Source organism: Micromonospora sp. NBRC 101691 (assembly GCF_030269285.1).
GTDB classification, from domain to species: domain Bacteria; phylum Actinomycetota; class Actinomycetes; order Mycobacteriales; family Micromonosporaceae; genus Micromonospora; species Micromonospora echinospora.
Map to the genome: position 1 here is coordinate 337,383 of NZ_BSTB01000002.1, position 16,387 is coordinate 353,769.

The following is a 16,387-nucleotide window of genomic DNA, read 5'->3' on the forward strand; positions in this document are numbered from 1 at the left end:
GTATTCGGACGGTAACTGTCCAAGATCCTTATTGAGCCGTCACGCGGTGGGACGCCAGCCGGCGGCGGTCAGGGCCCGGCGGAGATCGGCGGCGACCTCCGCCGGCCGAGTGCGGACCAGCCATGCCGGAAAGCGCAGGATCCGGTCACCCGCCGTCCAGACGTCGTTCTGTCGTCGCATGTCGGCCGTCCAGTGGTGTACGTCCATGTGGTGCGCGCCGTCGATCTCGACGTGCAGGCGGTACGCCTGCCAGTACGCGTCCAGCCACCGGGTTCGCCCCGCCGCGTCGGTCCGTCGTCGCTGGAGATCCGGCCGGGGCAGGGAGTACCGCCGGCAGAGGCGGACGAAGTCGAGCTCCGAGAGTGCTTCCGCGCCGCCTGCGATGTCCTCGATCGTCTGCCGGACGAGCTGCCGGCGGGGAGCCCGGGGCAGGGCGATCATCACCTTCCGTAGTTCCTCGGGCAGCACCCGGCGCTGCTGACAACCGGCAGCCAGCACCTGTTGCGCCTGTGCCTCGTCGCGCGCCCAGCCGGCCGCGTCCACCAGGGCACGGGCGGTGGTGGTGCGGGGCGGCCGACCGACCTGGAGATGCTCCGCCGGAAGCACGCAGGTGCGGTGCACACGCACGGGTGCCATGTCGATCGGCAGCCGGCGCAGTACCGTCCGGGCGGCACGTCGTTCGGCGGGGACCAGTACGTGCAGTGGTTCCCGGGGCAGTCCGCGGACGCCCGCCTCGGTGGCCGCCGTGGCCCCGGCCAGCACGGCACCCGTCCCGGCGACCAGGACCGCCACCCAGAGCTGCTGGTCCCGGGTCAGCCGGCCGTTGCCGGTCAGCAGGACGCCCCGACAGATCGACCGCCAGCGTCCGGTGCGGATCCGGCTGCGGACCAGTCCCTCGCTGAGCAGACCCGCGGCCTGTGCGGTGGTGAGGACGCCGGACTGTTCGAACGCCAGCCAGTCCAGCGTCGCTGCGTCGTCGCGGGGAAGGTCAGGCAACATCCCGCCGAGTCTGACCCGGCCTCCACCGGCCACGCCGCCAGATCTTGGACAGTTACCGTCGGATGGCGACGGTAACTGTCCAAGATCCAGCGGTGCCGTGCGACGAGCACGAGCGGCGGGTGCCGACGGGCTGGTGAGGCGACGGAATCTGCCGCGATCCGGGTCAGTTCTCGGTGGCGCCGTGTTCGACGCAGGTGGCCCGCCAGCCGGTCGGCAGCACCTGCACCTTCATCCGGCGTCGGCAGGACGGGCAGAACCGGGGCGGTTCGAGCGCGCGGGCGGCTCGGCACGGCTCGTGCGCTCCCGCCCCGACGGGCTCACCGCACCGGTCGCACCAGGCCCCGGCCACCGCGCCGTCCAGCGCCGCGCCACTCCGCACCGTGCTCTCCGGTGCCGCGTCGCTCTGCACGCCCACCGTTCGGTCCGCCGTCACAGCGTCGCGGAGAGCGCCTTGACCGGCATCTTCAGGTCCTCGAGCAACTTGAGGTCGTCGGTCGCCGGCCGCCCCAGGGTGGTCAGGTAGTTGCCGACGATCACCGCGTTGATGCCGCCGAGCAGACCGTCCCGGGTGCCCAGGTCGCCGAGGGTGAGCTCGCGTCCGCCGGCGTACCGGAGGATGGTGCGCGGCATGGCCAGCCGGAACGCGGCGATGGCCCGCAGCGCGTCCTTCCCCTCGACCACCGGCCGGTCGCCCAGCGGCGTGCCGGGCCGGGGGTTGAGGAAGTTCAGCGGGACCTCGTGCGGATCCAGCTCGGCGAGCTGCGCGGCGAACTCGGCCCGCTGCTCGACCGTCTCGCCGAGGCCGAGGATGCCGCCGCAGCAGACCTCCATGCCCGACTCGCGGACCATCCGCAGGGTCTCCCAACGCTCCTCCCACGAGTGCGTGGTGACCACGTTCGGGAAGTACGAGCGGCAGGTCTCCAGGTTGTGGTTGTACCGGTGCACACCCATCTCGACCAGTTCGTCGACCTGTTCCTGGTTGAGCATGCCCAGCGAGGCGGCGACCTGGATGTCGACCGCCGCCCGGATCGCGGCCACGCCCTCACGCATCTGCTTCATCAGCTTCGCGTCCGGCCCGCGTACGGCGGCCACGATGCAGAACTCGGTCGCCCCGGTGGCCGCGGTCTGCTTCGCCGCCTCGACCAGGGACGGGATGTCCAGCCAGACCGAGCGGACCGGCGAGGCGAAGAGACCGGACTGGGAGCAGAAGTGGCAGTCCTCCGGGCAGCCGCCGGTCTTGAGCGAGACGATGCCCTCCACCTCGACCTCCGGGCCGCACCAGCGCATCCGCACCTCGTGGGCGAGCTGGAGCGCTGCGGTCAGGTGCTCGTCGGGCAGGTTCAGCACGGCGAGGACACCGGCCTCGTCGAGGCCGACGCCGTTCTCCAGCACCTGGGTCCGAGCCTGGTCGAGGATCTCTGGCATGGCTCGTACCCTACAAGGCCGCCGGGGCGGGACGTGTGCCTGCTTCTGCCGGCTCCAGCCGCCACCGAGCCGCCCCCCGGCGGGGCCCCGGGTGGCGCTCCGGCGGGGGCCGAGCCGCGCCACGCCGGTGGCTCCGGTACGGATGGTAACTTCGCCCGGCGGAACGGTCGCCGGGCGCGGCGGCCGAGGTCGGGCGGTGAGCAGGGGAGTGACGGTGGCGGATTGGCTGGCGGCGCTCGAACGCCGTGCCGAGCTGCGGGCGAAGGCAGGGCTGACCCGGCGCCTGCGGCCCCGGGGCGCGGACGACACCGTGGTCGACCTGGCCGGCAACGACTACCTCGGGCTCGCCACCCACCCCGAGGTAACCGCCGCCGCGGAGGCCGCCCTGCGGGCGTACGGGCTCGGCGCGACCGGCTCCCGGCTGGTGCGTGGCTCCACCGACGTGCACCACGAACTGGAGGACGCCCTCGCCGACTGGCTCGGCGTGGAACGGGCCCTCGTCTTCTCCTCCGGCTACCTGGCCAACCTCGGCGCGCTGCGGGCCCTCGTCCAGCCCCGCACCCTGCTCGTCTCGGACGCGCACAACCACGCCTCCCTGATCGACGGCTGCCGTATCTCCGGGGCGGAGACCGTGGTCACCCCGCACGCCGACGTGGCCGCCGTGCAGGCCGCCCTCGCCGCCGCACCCGGTCGGCCGGCGGTGGTGGTCACCGAGTCGGTCTTCTCCGTCGACGGGGACCTCGCCCCGCTCGCCCGGCTGCACGAGGTGGCCCGCCGGTTCGGCGCGCTGCTGCTCGTCGACGACGCGCACGCGCTCGGGGTGACCGGACCGGCCGGTGCCGGCGCGGTGGTCGCCGCCGGGCTCGCCGGAGCGCCGGACGTGGTGGTCACCGCGACCCTCTCGAAGTCCCTCGGCGGTGTGGGCGGGGTGGTGGCCGGTCCCGCCCCGTTCGTCCGGCACCTGGTGGAGACCGGCCGCACCTTCATCTTCGACACCGCCCTCCCGCCGGCGGTGGCCGCCGGGGTGCGGGCCGCTGTCGACCTGGCCCGTTCCCGGGACGACCTGCGCGCCGAACTCGCCGACCGGGCTGCCCTGACGGTACGCCGGCTGCGCGCCGCCGGCCTGACCGTCTCCACGCCCACCGCCGGGGTGGTGTCGGTGACCGCCCCGGGCGCGGAGGCCGCCACGGGCTGGGCCGAGGCGTGCCGGGACCGGGGGGTGGCGGTCGGTTGCTTCCGTCCGCCGTCCACCCCCGATCCCCGGTCCCGGCTGCGGCTGACCCTCAACGCGGGGGTGCCCCGGGCCGACTTCGCGCGGGCGCTGGACGTCGTCGTGGAGTGCGCGCCCGAGGGGGCCCGGGGGCTGCGGGACGGGGTGGCCGCGTGACCGCCCCGTGGCAGGGGGCGGTGCTGGTCACCGGCACCGACACCGGGGTCGGCAAGACGGTGGTGACCGCGGCCGTGACCGCCGCCGCGCAGGCCGCCGGGTTGCGGGTCGCCGTGGTCAAGCCCGGCCAGACCGGTACGGCCACGGGCGAGCCCTCCGACGTCGACAGCGTGACCCGGCTGGCCGCCCCGCTGACCGGCCGGACGCTGGCCAGCTTCCCCGACCCGCTCGCCCCGCTGACCGCCGCCCGGGTGGCGGAACTGGAGCCGCTGGAGCTGTACACCGTCGTCGACGCGGTCCGCGAGGAGGCGGACAAGCACGACCTGGTGCTCGTCGAGGGGGCCGGTGGGCTGCTCGTCCCGATGGGGCTGCGTCCCTCCGGCGAGGCGTGGACCGTCGCCGACCTGGCCGTGGCGCTCGGCGCGCCGGCGGTGGTGGTGGCCCGGGCCGGGCTGGGCACCCTGAACCACACCGCGCTCACCCTGGAGGCGCTGGACCGCCGGGCGGTGCCGGCCGGGGTGGTGATCGGCGCCTGGCCCGCCGAGCCGGAGCTGGTGCACTGGGCGAACCTCGGCGAGCTGGTGCCGAAGCTGCTCGGTGCGCTGCCGACCGGGGCCGGGGCGATGGACCCGGGGGTGTTCCGCCGGTCCGCCCCGGGCTGGCTCACCCCGGCCCTGTATGGGGTGCTCGACGACTGGCGGGCCTGGGCCGAGGAGATCTGACCGCACCCACTTTCGGCAGTGTCGACCGGTCCCGCCGGTGGGTAGCCTCCGAGGGCGTGCGGATACTCGGGCGGCGGTTCGACGGTGGCCGGCGGCGGTTGGGGGACGTGCTGCTCGGCGTGCTGCTCGCCGCGCCGATCACGTACCCCCGGCTGACCCCGCCGTACTCCGGTCGGAGCGCGTTGTTGCTGGTCGGCGGGCTGTTGCTGCTCGGCGCGGCGGTGGCGCTGGCCTGGCGGCGTCCGCTGCCGGCGCTGGTGCTGGTGGTGCTCGGCTCGTCCGTCGACGGGAACTTCGTCTTCGCCCTGCCGGTGTTCAGCTACCTGGTCGGCCGGCGGGCTCCCCGGGCAGCGCCCGCCGCGGTCGTCTTCGCGGTGCTCGCGGTCGGCGGCACCCTGCTCAACCTGGAGCTGTTCGGTGCCCGACCACGGACCTGGTTCCTGCTCGTCACCGTGCTGATCTTCGCCGGGGTGTTCCCGTGGCTGGTCGGCCGCTACCTCCGTCAGCAGCACGCGCTGCTGCTGGCCGGCTGGGAGCAGGCCGAGTCGGTGCGCCGGGAGCAGCGTGGCGCGGCCGAGCGGGTCCGGCTGCGGGAGCGGGCCCGGATCGCCCGGGACATGCACGACTCGCTCGGCCACGACCTGAGCCTGATCGCCCTGCGGGCCGGTGCCCTGGAGCTGGCCGGCGACCTCGACCCCCGGCACCGGGCGGCCGTGGGTGAGTTGCGCGCCAGCGTGACCGCCGCGACCGCGCGGCTGGGCGAGATCGTCCGGGTGCTCCGTACGGACGCGGGGCCGTCCCCGCTGGATCCGGTCGACGACGTGGCCGCGCTGGTGGCCGGGGCCCGGGCGGCGGGCATGGCGGTCGCGCTGCGCGGCGACCCGGTCGACGCCGACCTACCCGCGCTGACCGGGTTGGCCGTGCGTGGACTGGTCCGGGAGGCGCTCACCAACGCCGCCCGGTACGCGCCCGGCACCCCGGTCACCGTGTCGGTGCGGCGCGACGCAGGCGGGGTCGAGGTGTCGGTGCGCAACGCCCCGCCGCCGGTGCCGCCGCCGGCCTCGGTGTCGGCCGGCACCGGGCTGCTGGCGTTGCGCGAACGGGTCCGGCTCGCCGGGGGCACGCTCGACGCCGGTCCCCGCGACGGCGGGTTCGTGGTGGCGGCCCGCCTTCCCGGCACTCCGGGCACAGCCGGGGCGGCCACCGCACCGGTGTCGGCCACCGCGCCGGGAGCAGGCACCACGCCGGAGCCGCCCACCGCGCCGGGAACCGCTACCGCGCCGGAACCGGCCACCGCATCGGAAGCAGGTGCCGCGTTGGAGTCGGCCACCGCGCCGGAGCCGGACCCCGTGCCCCCGGGCGGGGGAGCCGTGTTGCCGGGGCGGCTCGGCGACGCCCGTCGGCGGGTGCGCCGCAGCCTGCTCGTCGCGGTCGGGGCGCCGATCGCCCTGGCCGGGCTGCTCGCGTTGGTCTACCACCCGTTCGTCACCGCCGACGCGGTGCTGGATTCGGGGACGTACGAGCGGATGCGGCCCGGTCAGCTCCGGTCCGAGCTGGCCGGGCTGCCCCGCCGGCAGGTGGAGGCCCCCGCCGACGCGCCGACCGGCTGCGAGTACTACACCGACGGGAACTTCCCGTTGGCCCAGCCGGCCTACCGGCTCTGCTTCGCGCAGGGCCGGCTGGTCGAGAAGGGACGGATGCCGTGACCATCTCCGTACTGCTCGCCGACGACGAGGCCATGATCCGGGCCGGGGTCCGCGCCATCCTCGCCACCGACCCGGGGATCGAGGTGGTCGCCGAGGCCGCCGACGGCCGGGCCGCGGTGGAGCTGGCCCGCGCGCACCGGCCCCGGGTGGCGTTGCTGGACATCCGGATGCCCCGGTTGGACGGGCTGGCCGCCGCCGCCGAGATCCACCGGCTGGTGCCCGGCACGGCGGTGGCCGTGCTGACCACGTTCGGCGACGACGACCACGTCGCCCGGGCGCTCGGTGACGGGGCCACCGGTTTCCTGCTCAAGGCGGGCGATCCCCGGGAACTGCTGACCGGCGTCCGGGCGGTCGCCGACGGCGGGGCGTACCTGTCGCCCCGGGTGGCCCGCCGGGTGATCGAGCTGAGCGGGACGCGGATGGCCCGCCGGCCGGCGGCCCGGGACCGCGCGGCGGTGCTCACCGACCGGGAACGCGACGTGCTCGCCCTGGTGGGGGCGGGGCTGTCCAACGCCGAGATCGCCCGTCGGCTGCACCTGGTGGAGGGCACCGTCAAGGGCTACCTGTCCAGCGTGTTCATCCGGCTGGGGGTGCGCAACCGGGTGCAGGCGGCGATCCTCGCGTACGAGGCGGGGCTGGTCGACCCGGACGACTGAGCCGGCTCCGCCGGGCGGTGCGCCCGCCCGGCGGAGGTGGGCTCAGCGGAAGGTCACCTCCGGGTACGCGGGGTCGGGGCCGTCGAGCAGGGGCGCGGGGCGGGCCCGCAGGTGCCGGGCGACGAAGGCCGCCACGTACTCCCGGGTGATCAGCATCTGCCGTTCCGCCGGGATCGCCCCCGGGTCCTGACCGAGCTGCGCGCCGAGCACCGGCCGGTCGGTGAAGGACATGTGCCCGCTGCCGGTCACCGTCAGCCAGCGCTTCCAGCCGCCCAGGTCCGGCCAGTCCCGTACCCAGCTGTGGTCCGCCGGCCGCTCCGCGCCGACCAGCATCACCGGCCGCACGGTCGGGCCGACCGGGGTGAACAGCGTCCCGTCCAGGTCGGCGGCGGCGTCCACCCGTGCGTCGGTGACCAGCGTCCGGACCGCCGACGCGCCCCCGATGGAGTGGCCGACCATGGCGACGCGCTGCCGGTCGACGAAGCCGCGCCAGGCCGGTCGCGGCCCGGTGAGCCGGTCCAGCAGGAACGACACGTCGGCGGTCCGTCCGGCGATCACCTTCTGCGCCGTGCCGTCGCCCCACTCGTCGCAGGCCCGGCAGTCGACGACGCGGCCGTCGGGGAACTCGACGCCGTACGCCTCGTACGGGTGGTCGATCCCGGCGACCACGTACCCCCGGCTGGCCAGGTCCTCGGCGAGCCCGGTGAGCGACTCCCGGCTGAGCGAGAAGCCGGGGGAGAGCAGCACCAGCGGCCAGCCGTGCCGGTTCGGCCGCACCGGGGCGTCCCGGCGGGCGTGGGTGCGGACGGTGGTGAGCACGTCCGGTGGGAGCGGCAGTCCGGTGCCGGCGACGACCCGGGCGGAGACCGCCGCCGTGGTGTAGGGCGCGGGCGCGCCGACCGGGGCCGCCGCCGGGTACCACATCGACACCATCAGCTCGCGGCGCTGCTCCGGCGCCCACGGGTCGGGCCGGTCGTGGTCGGTCAGGTGCAGCCAGGTGGTGCCGACCGGGTGCGGGCCGGTCGGCGCGGGCAGGGTCAGCGCGGGCGCGGGGGGTGCTCCGGCGGCGACCGCGCCGCCGGGTGTCAGCGCCGCCGCCAGGGCCAGGAGTACGGCGACCGCCCGGCCGCCGTGACGTGGGGTCATCATGACCGGACGCTAACGACGGCGGACCGCCCGCCCCCACTGCCGACCGACCGGGTCGACCACTGATCTTCGTCAGGGTCGACGGTCGGCCTCCGTCAGGGTCGGGAGCCGGCCCGGCGCACCAGGAAGGTGTCCGGCATCCGGAAGGTGAGGTTGTCCGGGCACCACGGTGGACGGACCACCTCCACTCCGGCCAGCAGGTCCACGGTGCGGGTCACCACCACGGCCGCCTCCATCCGGGCCAGGTGCGCCCCGACGCAGCGGTGGGTGCCCGCGCCGAACGCCAGGTGGCGGCGGGAGCCGCGTTGACCGGGGCGGAAGTGCTCCGGCTCGGCCACCACGGCCGGGTCCCGTCCGGCGCGGGCCAGCCAGAGCACCACGCTGGTGCCCCGCCGCACCGCCGTCCCGCCCAGCGTGGTGTCCGCCGTGGCGACCCGCCGCCAGGTGACGATCGGTGGCTCCAGCCGCAGTCCCTCCTCGACCACGTCGGCCACCGGCACGGTGCCGGCGCGCAACGCGGCCAGCACCGCCGGTTCGCCGGTGAGCCGGTGCAGCAGCAGGGTGAGGAACTGGGAGGTGGTCTCCTGTCCCGCCACCAGCAGGAAGAACAGCGCGCCGACCACCACGTCCGGCGGGTGGCCGGCGGCCCGCAGCCGGGCCGCCAGCCCACCACCGGTGGCGGCGAACTCCCGCAGCACCCGGTGGAAGCGGCCCACCTCGACGGCGAGGGCCTGCTGCCGGTCGGCGTCGAGCGGGGCCCAGAAGAGTTCCAGCGCGGCGCGGGCGAAGTCCTTGACCGCGCCGACCGGGGCGTCCGGCAGCTCGACCAGGCGGGCCAGCACCAGCAGCGGCAGGTCGGCGGCGAGCCCGGCGTGGAGGTCCACGGTCGCCCCGGCGCCCAGCCCGGCGGCGAGCCGGCCGACCCGCTCGTCGACCAGCCCGGTCAGCCAGGGCCGCTGGGCGGCGACCCGCTCCGGGTGCAGCGCCTCGGCGACCAGCGCCCGGATGCCCGGGTGGCTCGGGCCGGAGTTGTTCGCCAGGGTGGGCGGCAGCCGGAACCGGTGGCCGGCCAGGACCCGCAGCGCGGCGACCGGGATCGGGGTGACCGCGTCCAGCGCGTTGTCGGGTCGCCAGGTCACCGGGTCGGCGAGCACCTGCCGGACCAGCGCGTGCCGGGTGACCAGCAGGTGCGCGACGCCGAGGTGGTCGGTGACGGTCACCGTGTCGGGCGTCTCGCCGTCCAGTGCCGGGCCCCAGCCCCGGAACAGCACGTCGGACACGTCAACCGTCGGCACGGGGACGACCGGGCTTCAGTTCCCAGACGGTGGTGTGCCGGATCCGGACGCTCTCCAGCGCCGGGGGCACCGGCACGTCGTACGCGGCGAGTTCGGTGAACCGCTCGCGGGGGAGGAACGCGCGGTCCGGGTCACCGACCAGCACCCGCGCCCCGGCCCGGGTGGCGCGCAGCAGGAAGCGCAGCATCCGGTTGGCCATCGCCGCGCTGTAGAAGACGTCCCCGGCGAGCACCACGTCGGCCGTCCCGGCGTCGGGGTCGTCGAGGACGTCGCCCAGTTCCGCGTCGACGCGTACCCCGTTGGCCTCGGCGTTGAGTGCGACGGCGGCGACCGCCCGTTCGTCGATCTCCACCGCGCGGACCGCGGCGGCCCCGGCGCGGGCGGCGGCGACCGCGACCAGGCCGGAGCCGGACGCGAGGTCGAGCACCCGGGCACCGGCGACGGTCTCCGGACGGTCGAGCACGTACCGGGCCAGGGCCTGGCCGCCGGCCCAGGCGAAGGCCCAGAACGGTGGTGGCTGCGCGCTGCGGAACTCGCCCTCGGTCAGCTCCCAGAGCCCGATCGGTTCGTCGGCCTGGTGGAGCAGCACCTCGGGGACGAAGGCGACCGGGGCGAGCCGGGCGTGCAGCCGGACGAAGGCCGCGGAGATCTCGGACACCCGGTGATTCTGCCCGGTGGCCGACGCCGGGGCCGGCGCGGGTCGCTCCGTCCTTGAATCGACACTTTACAAAATCTGCCATCTTGTAAAGCGGCGTGTCCCCTGTCACAGTCGGGGTACGCGCTGATCGGAGGTTGGCATGGCCGACGGCATCGATCCGACTCCGCCGCCGACCGCCTGGCGGGACCCACGTCGCCCGTTCTGGCCGCTGGCCCTGCTGGTGCCGGGGCTGCCGTTCCTGAGCTGGCTGGTGTGGGACGCCACCGGCGGGTGGTGGGCCTGGTGGCTCGCCCCGCTGCTGGTCTTCGGCGCGATCCCGGTGGTCGACCTGCTCGTCGGGGACGACTACGACAACCCGCCGGAGGAGGCGGTGTCCCGACTGGCCGGCGACCGCTACTACCGCTGGTTGACCTTCCTCTACCTGCCCGCCCAGTACGCCGGACTGGTGCTCGGCTGCGCGGTCTGGGTCCGCGACGAGCCCGGCGCGGTGACCGGAGCCGGGGTGGCCGTCACCCTCGGCATCGTCAACGGCATCGCCATCAACACCGCGCACGAACTGGGGCACAAGCGGGAGCGGACGGAACGCTGGCTGGCCAAGATCGCCCTGGCCCCGACCGGGTACGGACACTTCCAGGTGGAGCACAACCGGGGGCACCACGTCCGGGTGGCCACCCCGCAGGACCCGGCCAGCGCCCGCCTCGGGGAGAGTTTCTGGGCGTTCTGGCCGCGTACCGTCGTCGGCAGCCTGCGTTCCGCCTGGCGGCTGGAGGCCGCCCGGTTCCGGCTGCGCGGACGCACCCCGTGGACGTGGCGCAACGAGGTGCTGCACGCCTGGGCCATGACGGTGCTCCTGGTCGCCGTCCTGGCGGCGGTCCTCGGCCCGGCGGTGCTTCCCCTGCTGGCGGCGCAGGCGGTGGTCGGGTTCTCGCTCCTGGAGGCGGTCAACTACCTGGAGCACTACGGGCTGGCCCGGCAGCGCACCGCCACCGGCCGCTACGAGAAGGTCGAACCCCGGCACAGCTGGAACAGCGACCGTACGGTCACCAACGTCTTCCTCTTCCAGCTCCAGCGGCACAGCGACCACCACGCCAACCCGCTGCGCCGCTACCAGACGCTGCGCAGCTTCGACTCCGCACCGCAACTGCCCGCCGGGTACGCGACCATGGTGGTCGCCGCCCTGGTGCCGCCCCTGTGGCGACGGACGATGGACCACCGGGTCCTCGCCCACTACGGCGGTGATCCGTCGCGGGCCAACGTCCACCCGCCGGCCCGCCGCCGACTCTCCGGGCCACCGGCAGGCGGCCCGCCCCGTCCGTCGTCCCCCGGCGGTGGGGCGGTCGGGGTGGACGAGTCCCCCGGCGGGTGACCGGCCGGCGACCGCTGCGGGCGGCGCGTGGACGACCGGCGTGCCGGGGCGCGTGGGGGCGGCGTGCCGGCGAGCGCGGAGCAGCCTTCCGGGCCCAGGTTCCGGGGCGCGGGTGGGCCTCCCGGCGTACGTGTCCGAGAACGCGGGTCGGCCCTACGGCGTCCAGGCCGGATCGCGGCCGAACAGGGCGAGCAGCCGGTCCTGCTCGTCGGCCTCGGCGGGCACGTCCACCCCGGAGCGGACCAGGTTGCCCGCCTGGTAGTCGGCGACCCGTCCGGTGAACCACCGGGCGCACTCGCGGACGGCCTCCCGGTCCAGCCGGGGGTCCGCGCCGACCGCCACGGCCAGGTCCCAACCGTGGATCAGGTGTTCGGCGACGAGTTGGTGCAGGTACTCCCGGGCCGGTGTCGGGCCGGCCGAGAGGTGGACGGTGCGTTCCGTCGTGCCCGGGGCGGTGGCGGCCCGTTCGGCCTGTCCGGCCGCGTACCGGGCCGCCTCGACCGGATCGTCGCCGAGTTGGTCGCCGGTGAACCGGTCACCGACCGACTCGATGGTCGCGCCCGCCAGCAGGGGCGCCGACCACCGCTCCTCGGTGACCACGTGCGCGACCAGGGCGCGGACGTCCCACTCCGGGCAGGGCGTCGGTGCCGACCACCGTCCCGGGTCGACCCGGCCGACCCGGTCGGTGAACTCCGCCAGGCTGCGCCGGTACGTCTCCAGCAGATCCATGCCGCGATTGTGCCGTTCGGCCGTCCCGGTCGGGTGGTTTCCGGGGAGGCGGTCCGGTCGGGGGCGGTTTCCGCTCGGGCGGGCTCTCCCGGGCGGGCGGCGTGCGTTCCGGCCCGCTCGACGCCGGCGGGGCGCGGCGGCGGGCGTCGACGGATCAGTCGAGGTCGGCCGGATCGAGCCCCAGCTCCCGCGCGGTGACCAGGCGGATCCAGTCGGCGAACTGGCGTCGGGTGATCACCCGGTGGTGCACCGCGAGCTGCACCGCGAGCCCGTCCATCACCGCGTTGATCCGCCAGGCCGCGCCGGCCGGGTCGGCGCACTCGAAGGTGCCGTCCTCGACGCCGGCCGCGATGACCGCGGCGAGATCCTGCCGCCAGCGCAGGTCGAGACGGCGGCAGACCTTCTCCAGCTCGGGGGTGCGCAACGACTCGGACCACCCGTCGATCCAGAGCGACCAGGAGGTGGAACGCCCGGACGGTGTGTAGAGCCGCAGGATCTTCTTGAGCTTGGCCAACGGGGTGGCGGAGGAGCGGACCACCGCGTCCAGGCGGGCCAGGTCCTGCTCGACCGCGTACGCGAACGCCTGCTCCAGCAGGCGGTCCTTGGTGGCGAAGTGGTAGAAGACCAGCGCCTGGCTGACCCCGGCCGCCTGCGCCACGTCGGCGGTGCGGGTGTTGGCCAGGCCACGTTCCACGATCACGTCACACGCCGTGCGCAGCAGGGCATCCAGGCGGATCTCAGCGGCACGTCTCGTCACGCGGCTACCGTAGCCCATCAGCCCGCTCACGAGGAGTTACCGCTCCGGCCTGCCGTCGATGAGCTGGCGGCGGGGGCGGGCCGCGGTGCCGCGGCCCGCCGCCGGTCGGCGACAGTCGACCGGCCGGGGCGGGCCGGAGGCATGCTGGCCAGGCTCCTAGGAAGCTTGCCGGTGGTGGTGACCACCACCCCTCCCCGCACCCGCCCGACCTGCCCACGGGACCCCCTCGGGGTGGGCGGAACGCGCCGGATGTCCCCCCGATTTGGCAAGCGTTCCCGGCCTCGGCTAAAGTTCTCATCCGTCACCGGGAAACAACCGGGGGCGTGCGGACGTAGCGCAGCTGGTAGCGCATCACCTTGCCAAGGTGAGGGTCGCGGGTTCGAATCCCGTCGTCCGCTCGGAGAGATGCCACCACGCATGCGGGGGCAACCTCGGTGGAGTGGCCGAGAGGCGAGGCAACGGCCTGCAAAGCCGTGTACACGGGTTCAAATCCCGTCTCCACCTCGGCAGTAGACGAGGGCGATTGGCGCAGTGGGAGCGCGCTTCCTTGACACGGAAGAGGTCACTGGTTCAAACCCAGTATCGCCCACCAGTTCGATGAGCAGGTTCGACCCGTCACCGGATCTCCGGCGGCGGGTCGATCGCCGTTCGGGGCTCGGCGGCCCGGGTCACCGGGTCACCCGGCCGGAACCACCGCACGTCTCGCACATCGTGGGCGGGTTCTCCACGTCCGCGAAGCCGGTGCCGGTGAAGGTCAGGGTCCGTTCCCGCCGGTCGATCCACCCCCGGCCCTGGCAGGCGAGGCAGATGAGGGTGACCTCCTCCGGCACTACCGGCCGCCGGGGCTCCCCGGGCCGGCGCAGCCAACGGGCGGACCGGAGCCGCCAGCGTTCCGGCAGGGACGGGTTGTCCCGCCCCGGGCGTGCGTCCGCCCCGGCCGGTCCGGACGCCTTCGCCCCGGCCCGTCGCCGCCAGCGGGAGAAGGCGGTCGAGACCCCGACCGCCAGCAGTAGCAGGAGGACGGCCACGACGGCACTGACCATGACGGCTCCTCGGGCCGGTGACGGGGACCGGACAACTCTAGGCCCCGAACCGCCCGGTAGCGGACGGTGGTCTTCTCGATTCGTCAGGTGCCTGGTTAACTGCGAATTCGATCGTGGATCGTGCCAGTGTGGAAGGCGGCTCCCTGCCCCATGACCGAGATCGCGCACCGAGACAACCCGCTGCCCCGGCTCGCCGTGCCCGGTGAGCGGTTCGGCTGGATCTACCAGGACCCCAGCCTCTACCGGCGGCGGTTCCCCGAGCCGCCGCCGGTGCCCGGGGTCGTCCCGCCGGAGCTGGTCACCCGGGCCGCCGCGGCGAGAGAGCGGGCGATGCGCCGGATGGGGGTGGCGCTGGGGGTCGGTCTCGGACTGGCGGTGCTGTTCGGCTGCTGCCAGCGGTTCGGCGCCGCCCTCGGCGAGCCGGTCGGCGCGTTCGTGATGTTCCTGATGATCCTCTCGGCGTTCGGCGGGCTCGGCGGGGCGGCGGTCGTCTGGCTGCTCAAGCGGCAGGCCGAGCGGGACCTGGCCACCGCCCAGGAGCAGGTCCGCACCACGTACGAGCAGGCCAGGGCCGGGTGGGACGCGCGCAGCGCGGCCTTCGAGCACCACCAGCAGCAGGCGTTGGCGCAGATGTACGAGTGGGGGGCGGCGACCCCGTCCCCGGGCACCCGCCGGATCGACGTGGTCGGCGGCACCAGCTACGGCTGGGAGGCGCTGCTGACCGTCTTCGGGGGCTCGTTGCTCAGCACCCGCGGGCCGATGACGCTTGTGGACTTCACCGGTGAGGCGCTCTGCGGCGAGCTGATGACCCTGGCCGAGCAGACCGGCCGTTCGGTGCGGGTCACCGGGTTCCCGTCCGGCCTGCGCGATCTGGACCTGCTCGCCGGCCTCTCCGCGCGGGAACTGGTCGACCTGCTGGTCGAGTCGATGTACGGCGAGGGCACCGGTGGTGACCGGGCGGACCGGCACCGGGACACGATGCTGCTGGGCGAGCTCTGCGAGGTGCTCGGCGAGGACGTGAGCATCGCGCGGCTGGTCGCCGGACTGCGGGTGCTGACCGACCGGCCGGGCCAGCCGGCGCTCAGCGAGATCGAGTGCGCGCTGGTGGCGGGGCTGATGCCGGAGGAGGCCCGCCGGCAGGCCCACCAGCACGTACGCCGGCTGGAGAGCTTCCTGCGTCCGCTGACGGGGTTGGGGCAGGCCGCCGGGGGGCCGCCCACCGCCGAGCTGTCCTGCCTGGTGGCCGACCGGGACGGCCGCAGCGCCCAGCACGACCTGCTCAAGGACCTGCTGGTGCAGTGGCTGATCCGGCGGGTGAGCCGGGAGGCGATCAGCGGCGGGTCGATCGTGCTGGTCGGCGCGGACGACCTGCACCACCGGCAGATCGAGCGGTTGGGCACGCTCTGCGAGCGGCGCGGGATCCGTCTGGTGCTCTTCTTCGCGCACCTGCGGGAGCAGTCGCTGCACGCGCTCGGCGGCGGCGAGGTGGCGTTCATGCGGCTGGGCAACCACCGGGAGGCGCAGCAGGCGGCGGAGTTCATCGGCCGGCAGCACCGGTTCGTGCTCAGTGGACTGACCCGCACGCTGGGCGGGGACCAGACGCACACGTTGGCGAACTCCGAGGGCGGGTCGGAGACCGAGGGGGGCAGCGAGGGGTCCCGGGGCGAGGGGAAGTCGCTGATCAAGCAGCGGAGCCGCAACTGGAGCCGGAGTCGGACCTGGAGTCAGACGCAGTCGGTGGCGAGCGGGACGAACTGGAGCGACGCCGCCTCCGCGCAGCGGGTGTACGAGTACGCCGTCGAGCCCCGCGTGTTGCAGGACCTGCCGGACTATGCCCTGCTCCTGGTGAAGGGGGAGGGGCGCGGTTCGGTGGTGCAGGCGGTGGAGTGCAATCCGGAGATCGTCACCCTGCCCCGGATGACGATGGACCCGTTGCCGGCGGTGCCGCTGCCGCCCGCCGGGGAGGCCGCGCATCCGGTCTCCGGGGTGCCGGGTCAGGTCACGCTGTCGCAGCCGGCGCCGATCGTCTCGCAGCCGACCTCGCCGGACCAGGCCGCCGCCGGGGTGCTGCCGGGCTGGGGCGCGGGCGGTCCGGTGCCGCACCAGCAGCCGGCGCCTCGGCCCGGGGCGCCGTCCGGGCCTACGGCACCACCGCCGCCGGTCCCGCCGCAGCCGCCTCGACAGCGGCAGCAGCCGGAGCCACCGCAGGGACCGGGGTGGGGTCAGGGCTGAGCCCGGTGGGGGATACCCGGTTTCGGGCTGATCTTGTGTTCGGGTAGAGTTCATCCCGTCACCGGGACACACCGGGGACGTGCGGACGTAGCGCAGCTGGTAGCGCATCACCTTGCCAAGGTGAGGGTCGCGGGTTCGAATCCCGTCGTCCGCTCGCGGCCCGCCTCTGGGGCTCGGGCGATTGGCGCAGTGGGAGCGCGCTTCCTTGACACGGAAGAGGTCACTGGTTCAAACCCAGTATCGCCCACCAGCAGTGCATTGCAGTA

15 protein-coding genes and 5 tRNA genes are annotated in these 16,387 nt (G+C 74.9%); 11 read left to right on the plus strand and 9 right to left on the minus strand.

Annotation, left to right across the window (positions count from 1 at the left end):
- Window positions 1-39: 39 nt before the first annotated feature.
- From QSK20_RS05515 to bioB, 3 genes are all read right to left on the minus strand, one after another.
- Window positions 40-999 (minus strand): putative endonuclease domain-containing protein, encoded by a 960-nt coding sequence (locus QSK20_RS05515; RefSeq protein WP_285787456.1) that lies wholly within the window; start codon window positions 997-999, stop codon window positions 40-42.
- A 163-nt stretch (window positions 1,000-1,162) separates the two neighbouring features.
- Window positions 1,163-1,378 carry a biotin synthase auxiliary protein BsaP gene (bsaP, locus tag QSK20_RS05520; protein WP_285787670.1) on the minus strand — a complete coding sequence of 72 codons (216 nt, stop codon included), beginning with the start codon at window positions 1,376-1,378 and terminating at the stop codon, window positions 1,163-1,165.
- A 50-nt stretch (window positions 1,379-1,428) separates the two neighbouring features.
- Entirely contained in the window at window positions 1,429-2,424 is a 996-nt protein-coding gene (gene bioB, locus QSK20_RS05525; RefSeq protein WP_285787457.1) for a biotin synthase BioB, read from the minus strand.
- Between the two features lie 214 nt (window positions 2,425-2,638).
- On the opposite strand from bioB, the gene QSK20_RS05530 reads away from it, so the two are divergent.
- Genes QSK20_RS05530 through QSK20_RS05545 form a run of 4 tightly spaced genes read left to right on the plus strand, consistent with a single transcriptional unit; the run spans window position 2,639 to window position 6,895 of the window.
- Window positions 2,639-3,811, plus strand: coding sequence for an 8-amino-7-oxononanoate synthase (locus QSK20_RS05530; protein WP_285787671.1), 1,173 nt, complete (start codon window positions 2,639-2,641; stop codon window positions 3,809-3,811).
- A gap of 20 nt (window positions 3,812-3,831) precedes the next feature.
- Window positions 3,832-4,533, plus strand: coding sequence for a dethiobiotin synthase (bioD, locus tag QSK20_RS05535; RefSeq protein WP_088985202.1), 702 nt, complete (start codon window positions 3,832-3,834; stop codon window positions 4,531-4,533).
- A gap of 56 nt (window positions 4,534-4,589) precedes the next feature.
- Window positions 4,590-6,239 carry a sensor histidine kinase gene (locus QSK20_RS05540; protein WP_285787458.1) on the plus strand — a complete coding sequence of 550 codons (1,650 nt, stop codon included), beginning with the start codon at window positions 4,590-4,592 and terminating at the stop codon, window positions 6,237-6,239.
- Window positions 6,236-6,895, plus strand: a complete 660-nt coding sequence (locus tag QSK20_RS05545; protein WP_285787459.1) for a response regulator transcription factor — start codon at window positions 6,236-6,238, stop codon at window positions 6,893-6,895. Before QSK20_RS05540 ends, QSK20_RS05545 begins: the two co-directional genes overlap by 4 nt.
- 42 nt (window positions 6,896-6,937) lie before the next feature.
- On the opposite strand, the gene QSK20_RS05550 is transcribed toward QSK20_RS05545, so the two are convergent.
- The 3 genes from QSK20_RS05550 to QSK20_RS05560 form a co-directional block, all read right to left on the minus strand.
- Window positions 6,938-8,044: an alpha/beta hydrolase family protein gene (locus tag QSK20_RS05550; RefSeq protein WP_285787460.1), complete on the minus strand. Its 1,107-nt coding sequence runs from the start codon at window positions 8,042-8,044 to the stop codon at window positions 6,938-6,940.
- Window positions 8,045-8,136: 92 nt separating this feature from the next.
- The gene (locus QSK20_RS05555; protein WP_502888864.1) at window positions 8,137-9,321 is read right to left on the minus strand and encodes a cytochrome P450; all 1,185 of its coding nucleotides are present in this window, start codon (window positions 9,319-9,321) and stop codon (window positions 8,137-8,139) included.
- 1 nt (window position 9,322) lies between these two features.
- Window positions 9,323-9,994, minus strand: coding sequence for a class I SAM-dependent methyltransferase (locus QSK20_RS05560; RefSeq protein ID WP_285787461.1), 672 nt, complete (start codon window positions 9,992-9,994; stop codon window positions 9,323-9,325).
- Window positions 9,995-10,133: 139 nt separating this feature from the next.
- Here QSK20_RS05560 and QSK20_RS05565 point away from each other — a divergent pair, with 139 nt between their 5' ends.
- The gene (locus QSK20_RS05565) at window positions 10,134-11,360 is read left to right on the plus strand and encodes an alkane 1-monooxygenase (RefSeq protein ID WP_285787462.1); all 1,227 of its coding nucleotides are present in this window, start codon (window positions 10,134-10,136) and stop codon (window positions 11,358-11,360) included.
- 153 nt (window positions 11,361-11,513) lie between these two features.
- Here the strand turns inward: QSK20_RS05565 and QSK20_RS05570 are convergent, their stop codons facing one another.
- Together QSK20_RS05570 and QSK20_RS05575 are read right to left on the minus strand one after the other, a co-directional pair.
- Entirely contained in the window at window positions 11,514-12,089 is a 576-nt protein-coding gene (locus QSK20_RS05570; protein WP_285787463.1) for a TIGR03086 family metal-binding protein, read from the minus strand.
- Window positions 12,090-12,243: 154 nt separating this feature from the next.
- Window positions 12,244-12,846 carry a TetR/AcrR family transcriptional regulator gene (locus tag QSK20_RS05575; protein WP_088985199.1) on the minus strand — a complete coding sequence of 201 codons (603 nt, stop codon included), beginning with the start codon at window positions 12,844-12,846 and terminating at the stop codon, window positions 12,244-12,246.
- A 325-nt stretch (window positions 12,847-13,171) separates the two neighbouring features.
- Here QSK20_RS05575 and QSK20_RS05580 point away from each other — a divergent pair.
- The 3 genes from QSK20_RS05580 to QSK20_RS05590 all read left to right on the plus strand — a co-directional run bounded on the left by QSK20_RS05580 (window position 13,172) and on the right by QSK20_RS05590 (window position 13,438).
- A tRNA-Gly gene (locus QSK20_RS05580) sits at window positions 13,172-13,244 on the plus strand.
- Between the two features lie 35 nt (window positions 13,245-13,279).
- Window positions 13,280-13,350: transfer RNA gene (locus tag QSK20_RS05585), tRNA-Cys, on the plus strand.
- A 13-nt stretch (window positions 13,351-13,363) separates the two neighbouring features.
- Window positions 13,364-13,438, plus strand: a tRNA-Val gene (locus QSK20_RS05590).
- Window positions 13,439-13,514: 76 nt separating this feature from the next.
- On the opposite strand, the gene QSK20_RS05595 is transcribed toward QSK20_RS05590, so the two are convergent.
- Complete coding sequence (locus QSK20_RS05595; protein WP_285787464.1) at window positions 13,515-13,889, minus strand: hypothetical protein; 375 nt, start codon at window positions 13,887-13,889, stop codon at window positions 13,515-13,517.
- A 150-nt stretch (window positions 13,890-14,039) separates the two neighbouring features.
- Between QSK20_RS05595 and QSK20_RS05600 the strand changes: the two genes are divergently transcribed.
- The 3 genes from QSK20_RS05600 (at window position 14,040) to QSK20_RS05610 (ending at window position 16,371) form a co-directional block, all read left to right on the plus strand.
- Window positions 14,040-16,121 carry a hypothetical protein gene (locus QSK20_RS05600; protein ID WP_285787465.1) on the plus strand — a complete coding sequence of 694 codons (2,082 nt, stop codon included), beginning with the start codon at window positions 14,040-14,042 and terminating at the stop codon, window positions 16,119-16,121.
- Between the two features lie 81 nt (window positions 16,122-16,202).
- A tRNA-Gly gene (locus QSK20_RS05605) sits at window positions 16,203-16,275 on the plus strand.
- Window positions 16,276-16,296: 21 nt separating this feature from the next.
- A tRNA-Val gene (locus tag QSK20_RS05610) sits at window positions 16,297-16,371 on the plus strand.
- The last annotated feature ends 16 nt before the right edge of the window (window positions 16,372-16,387 follow it).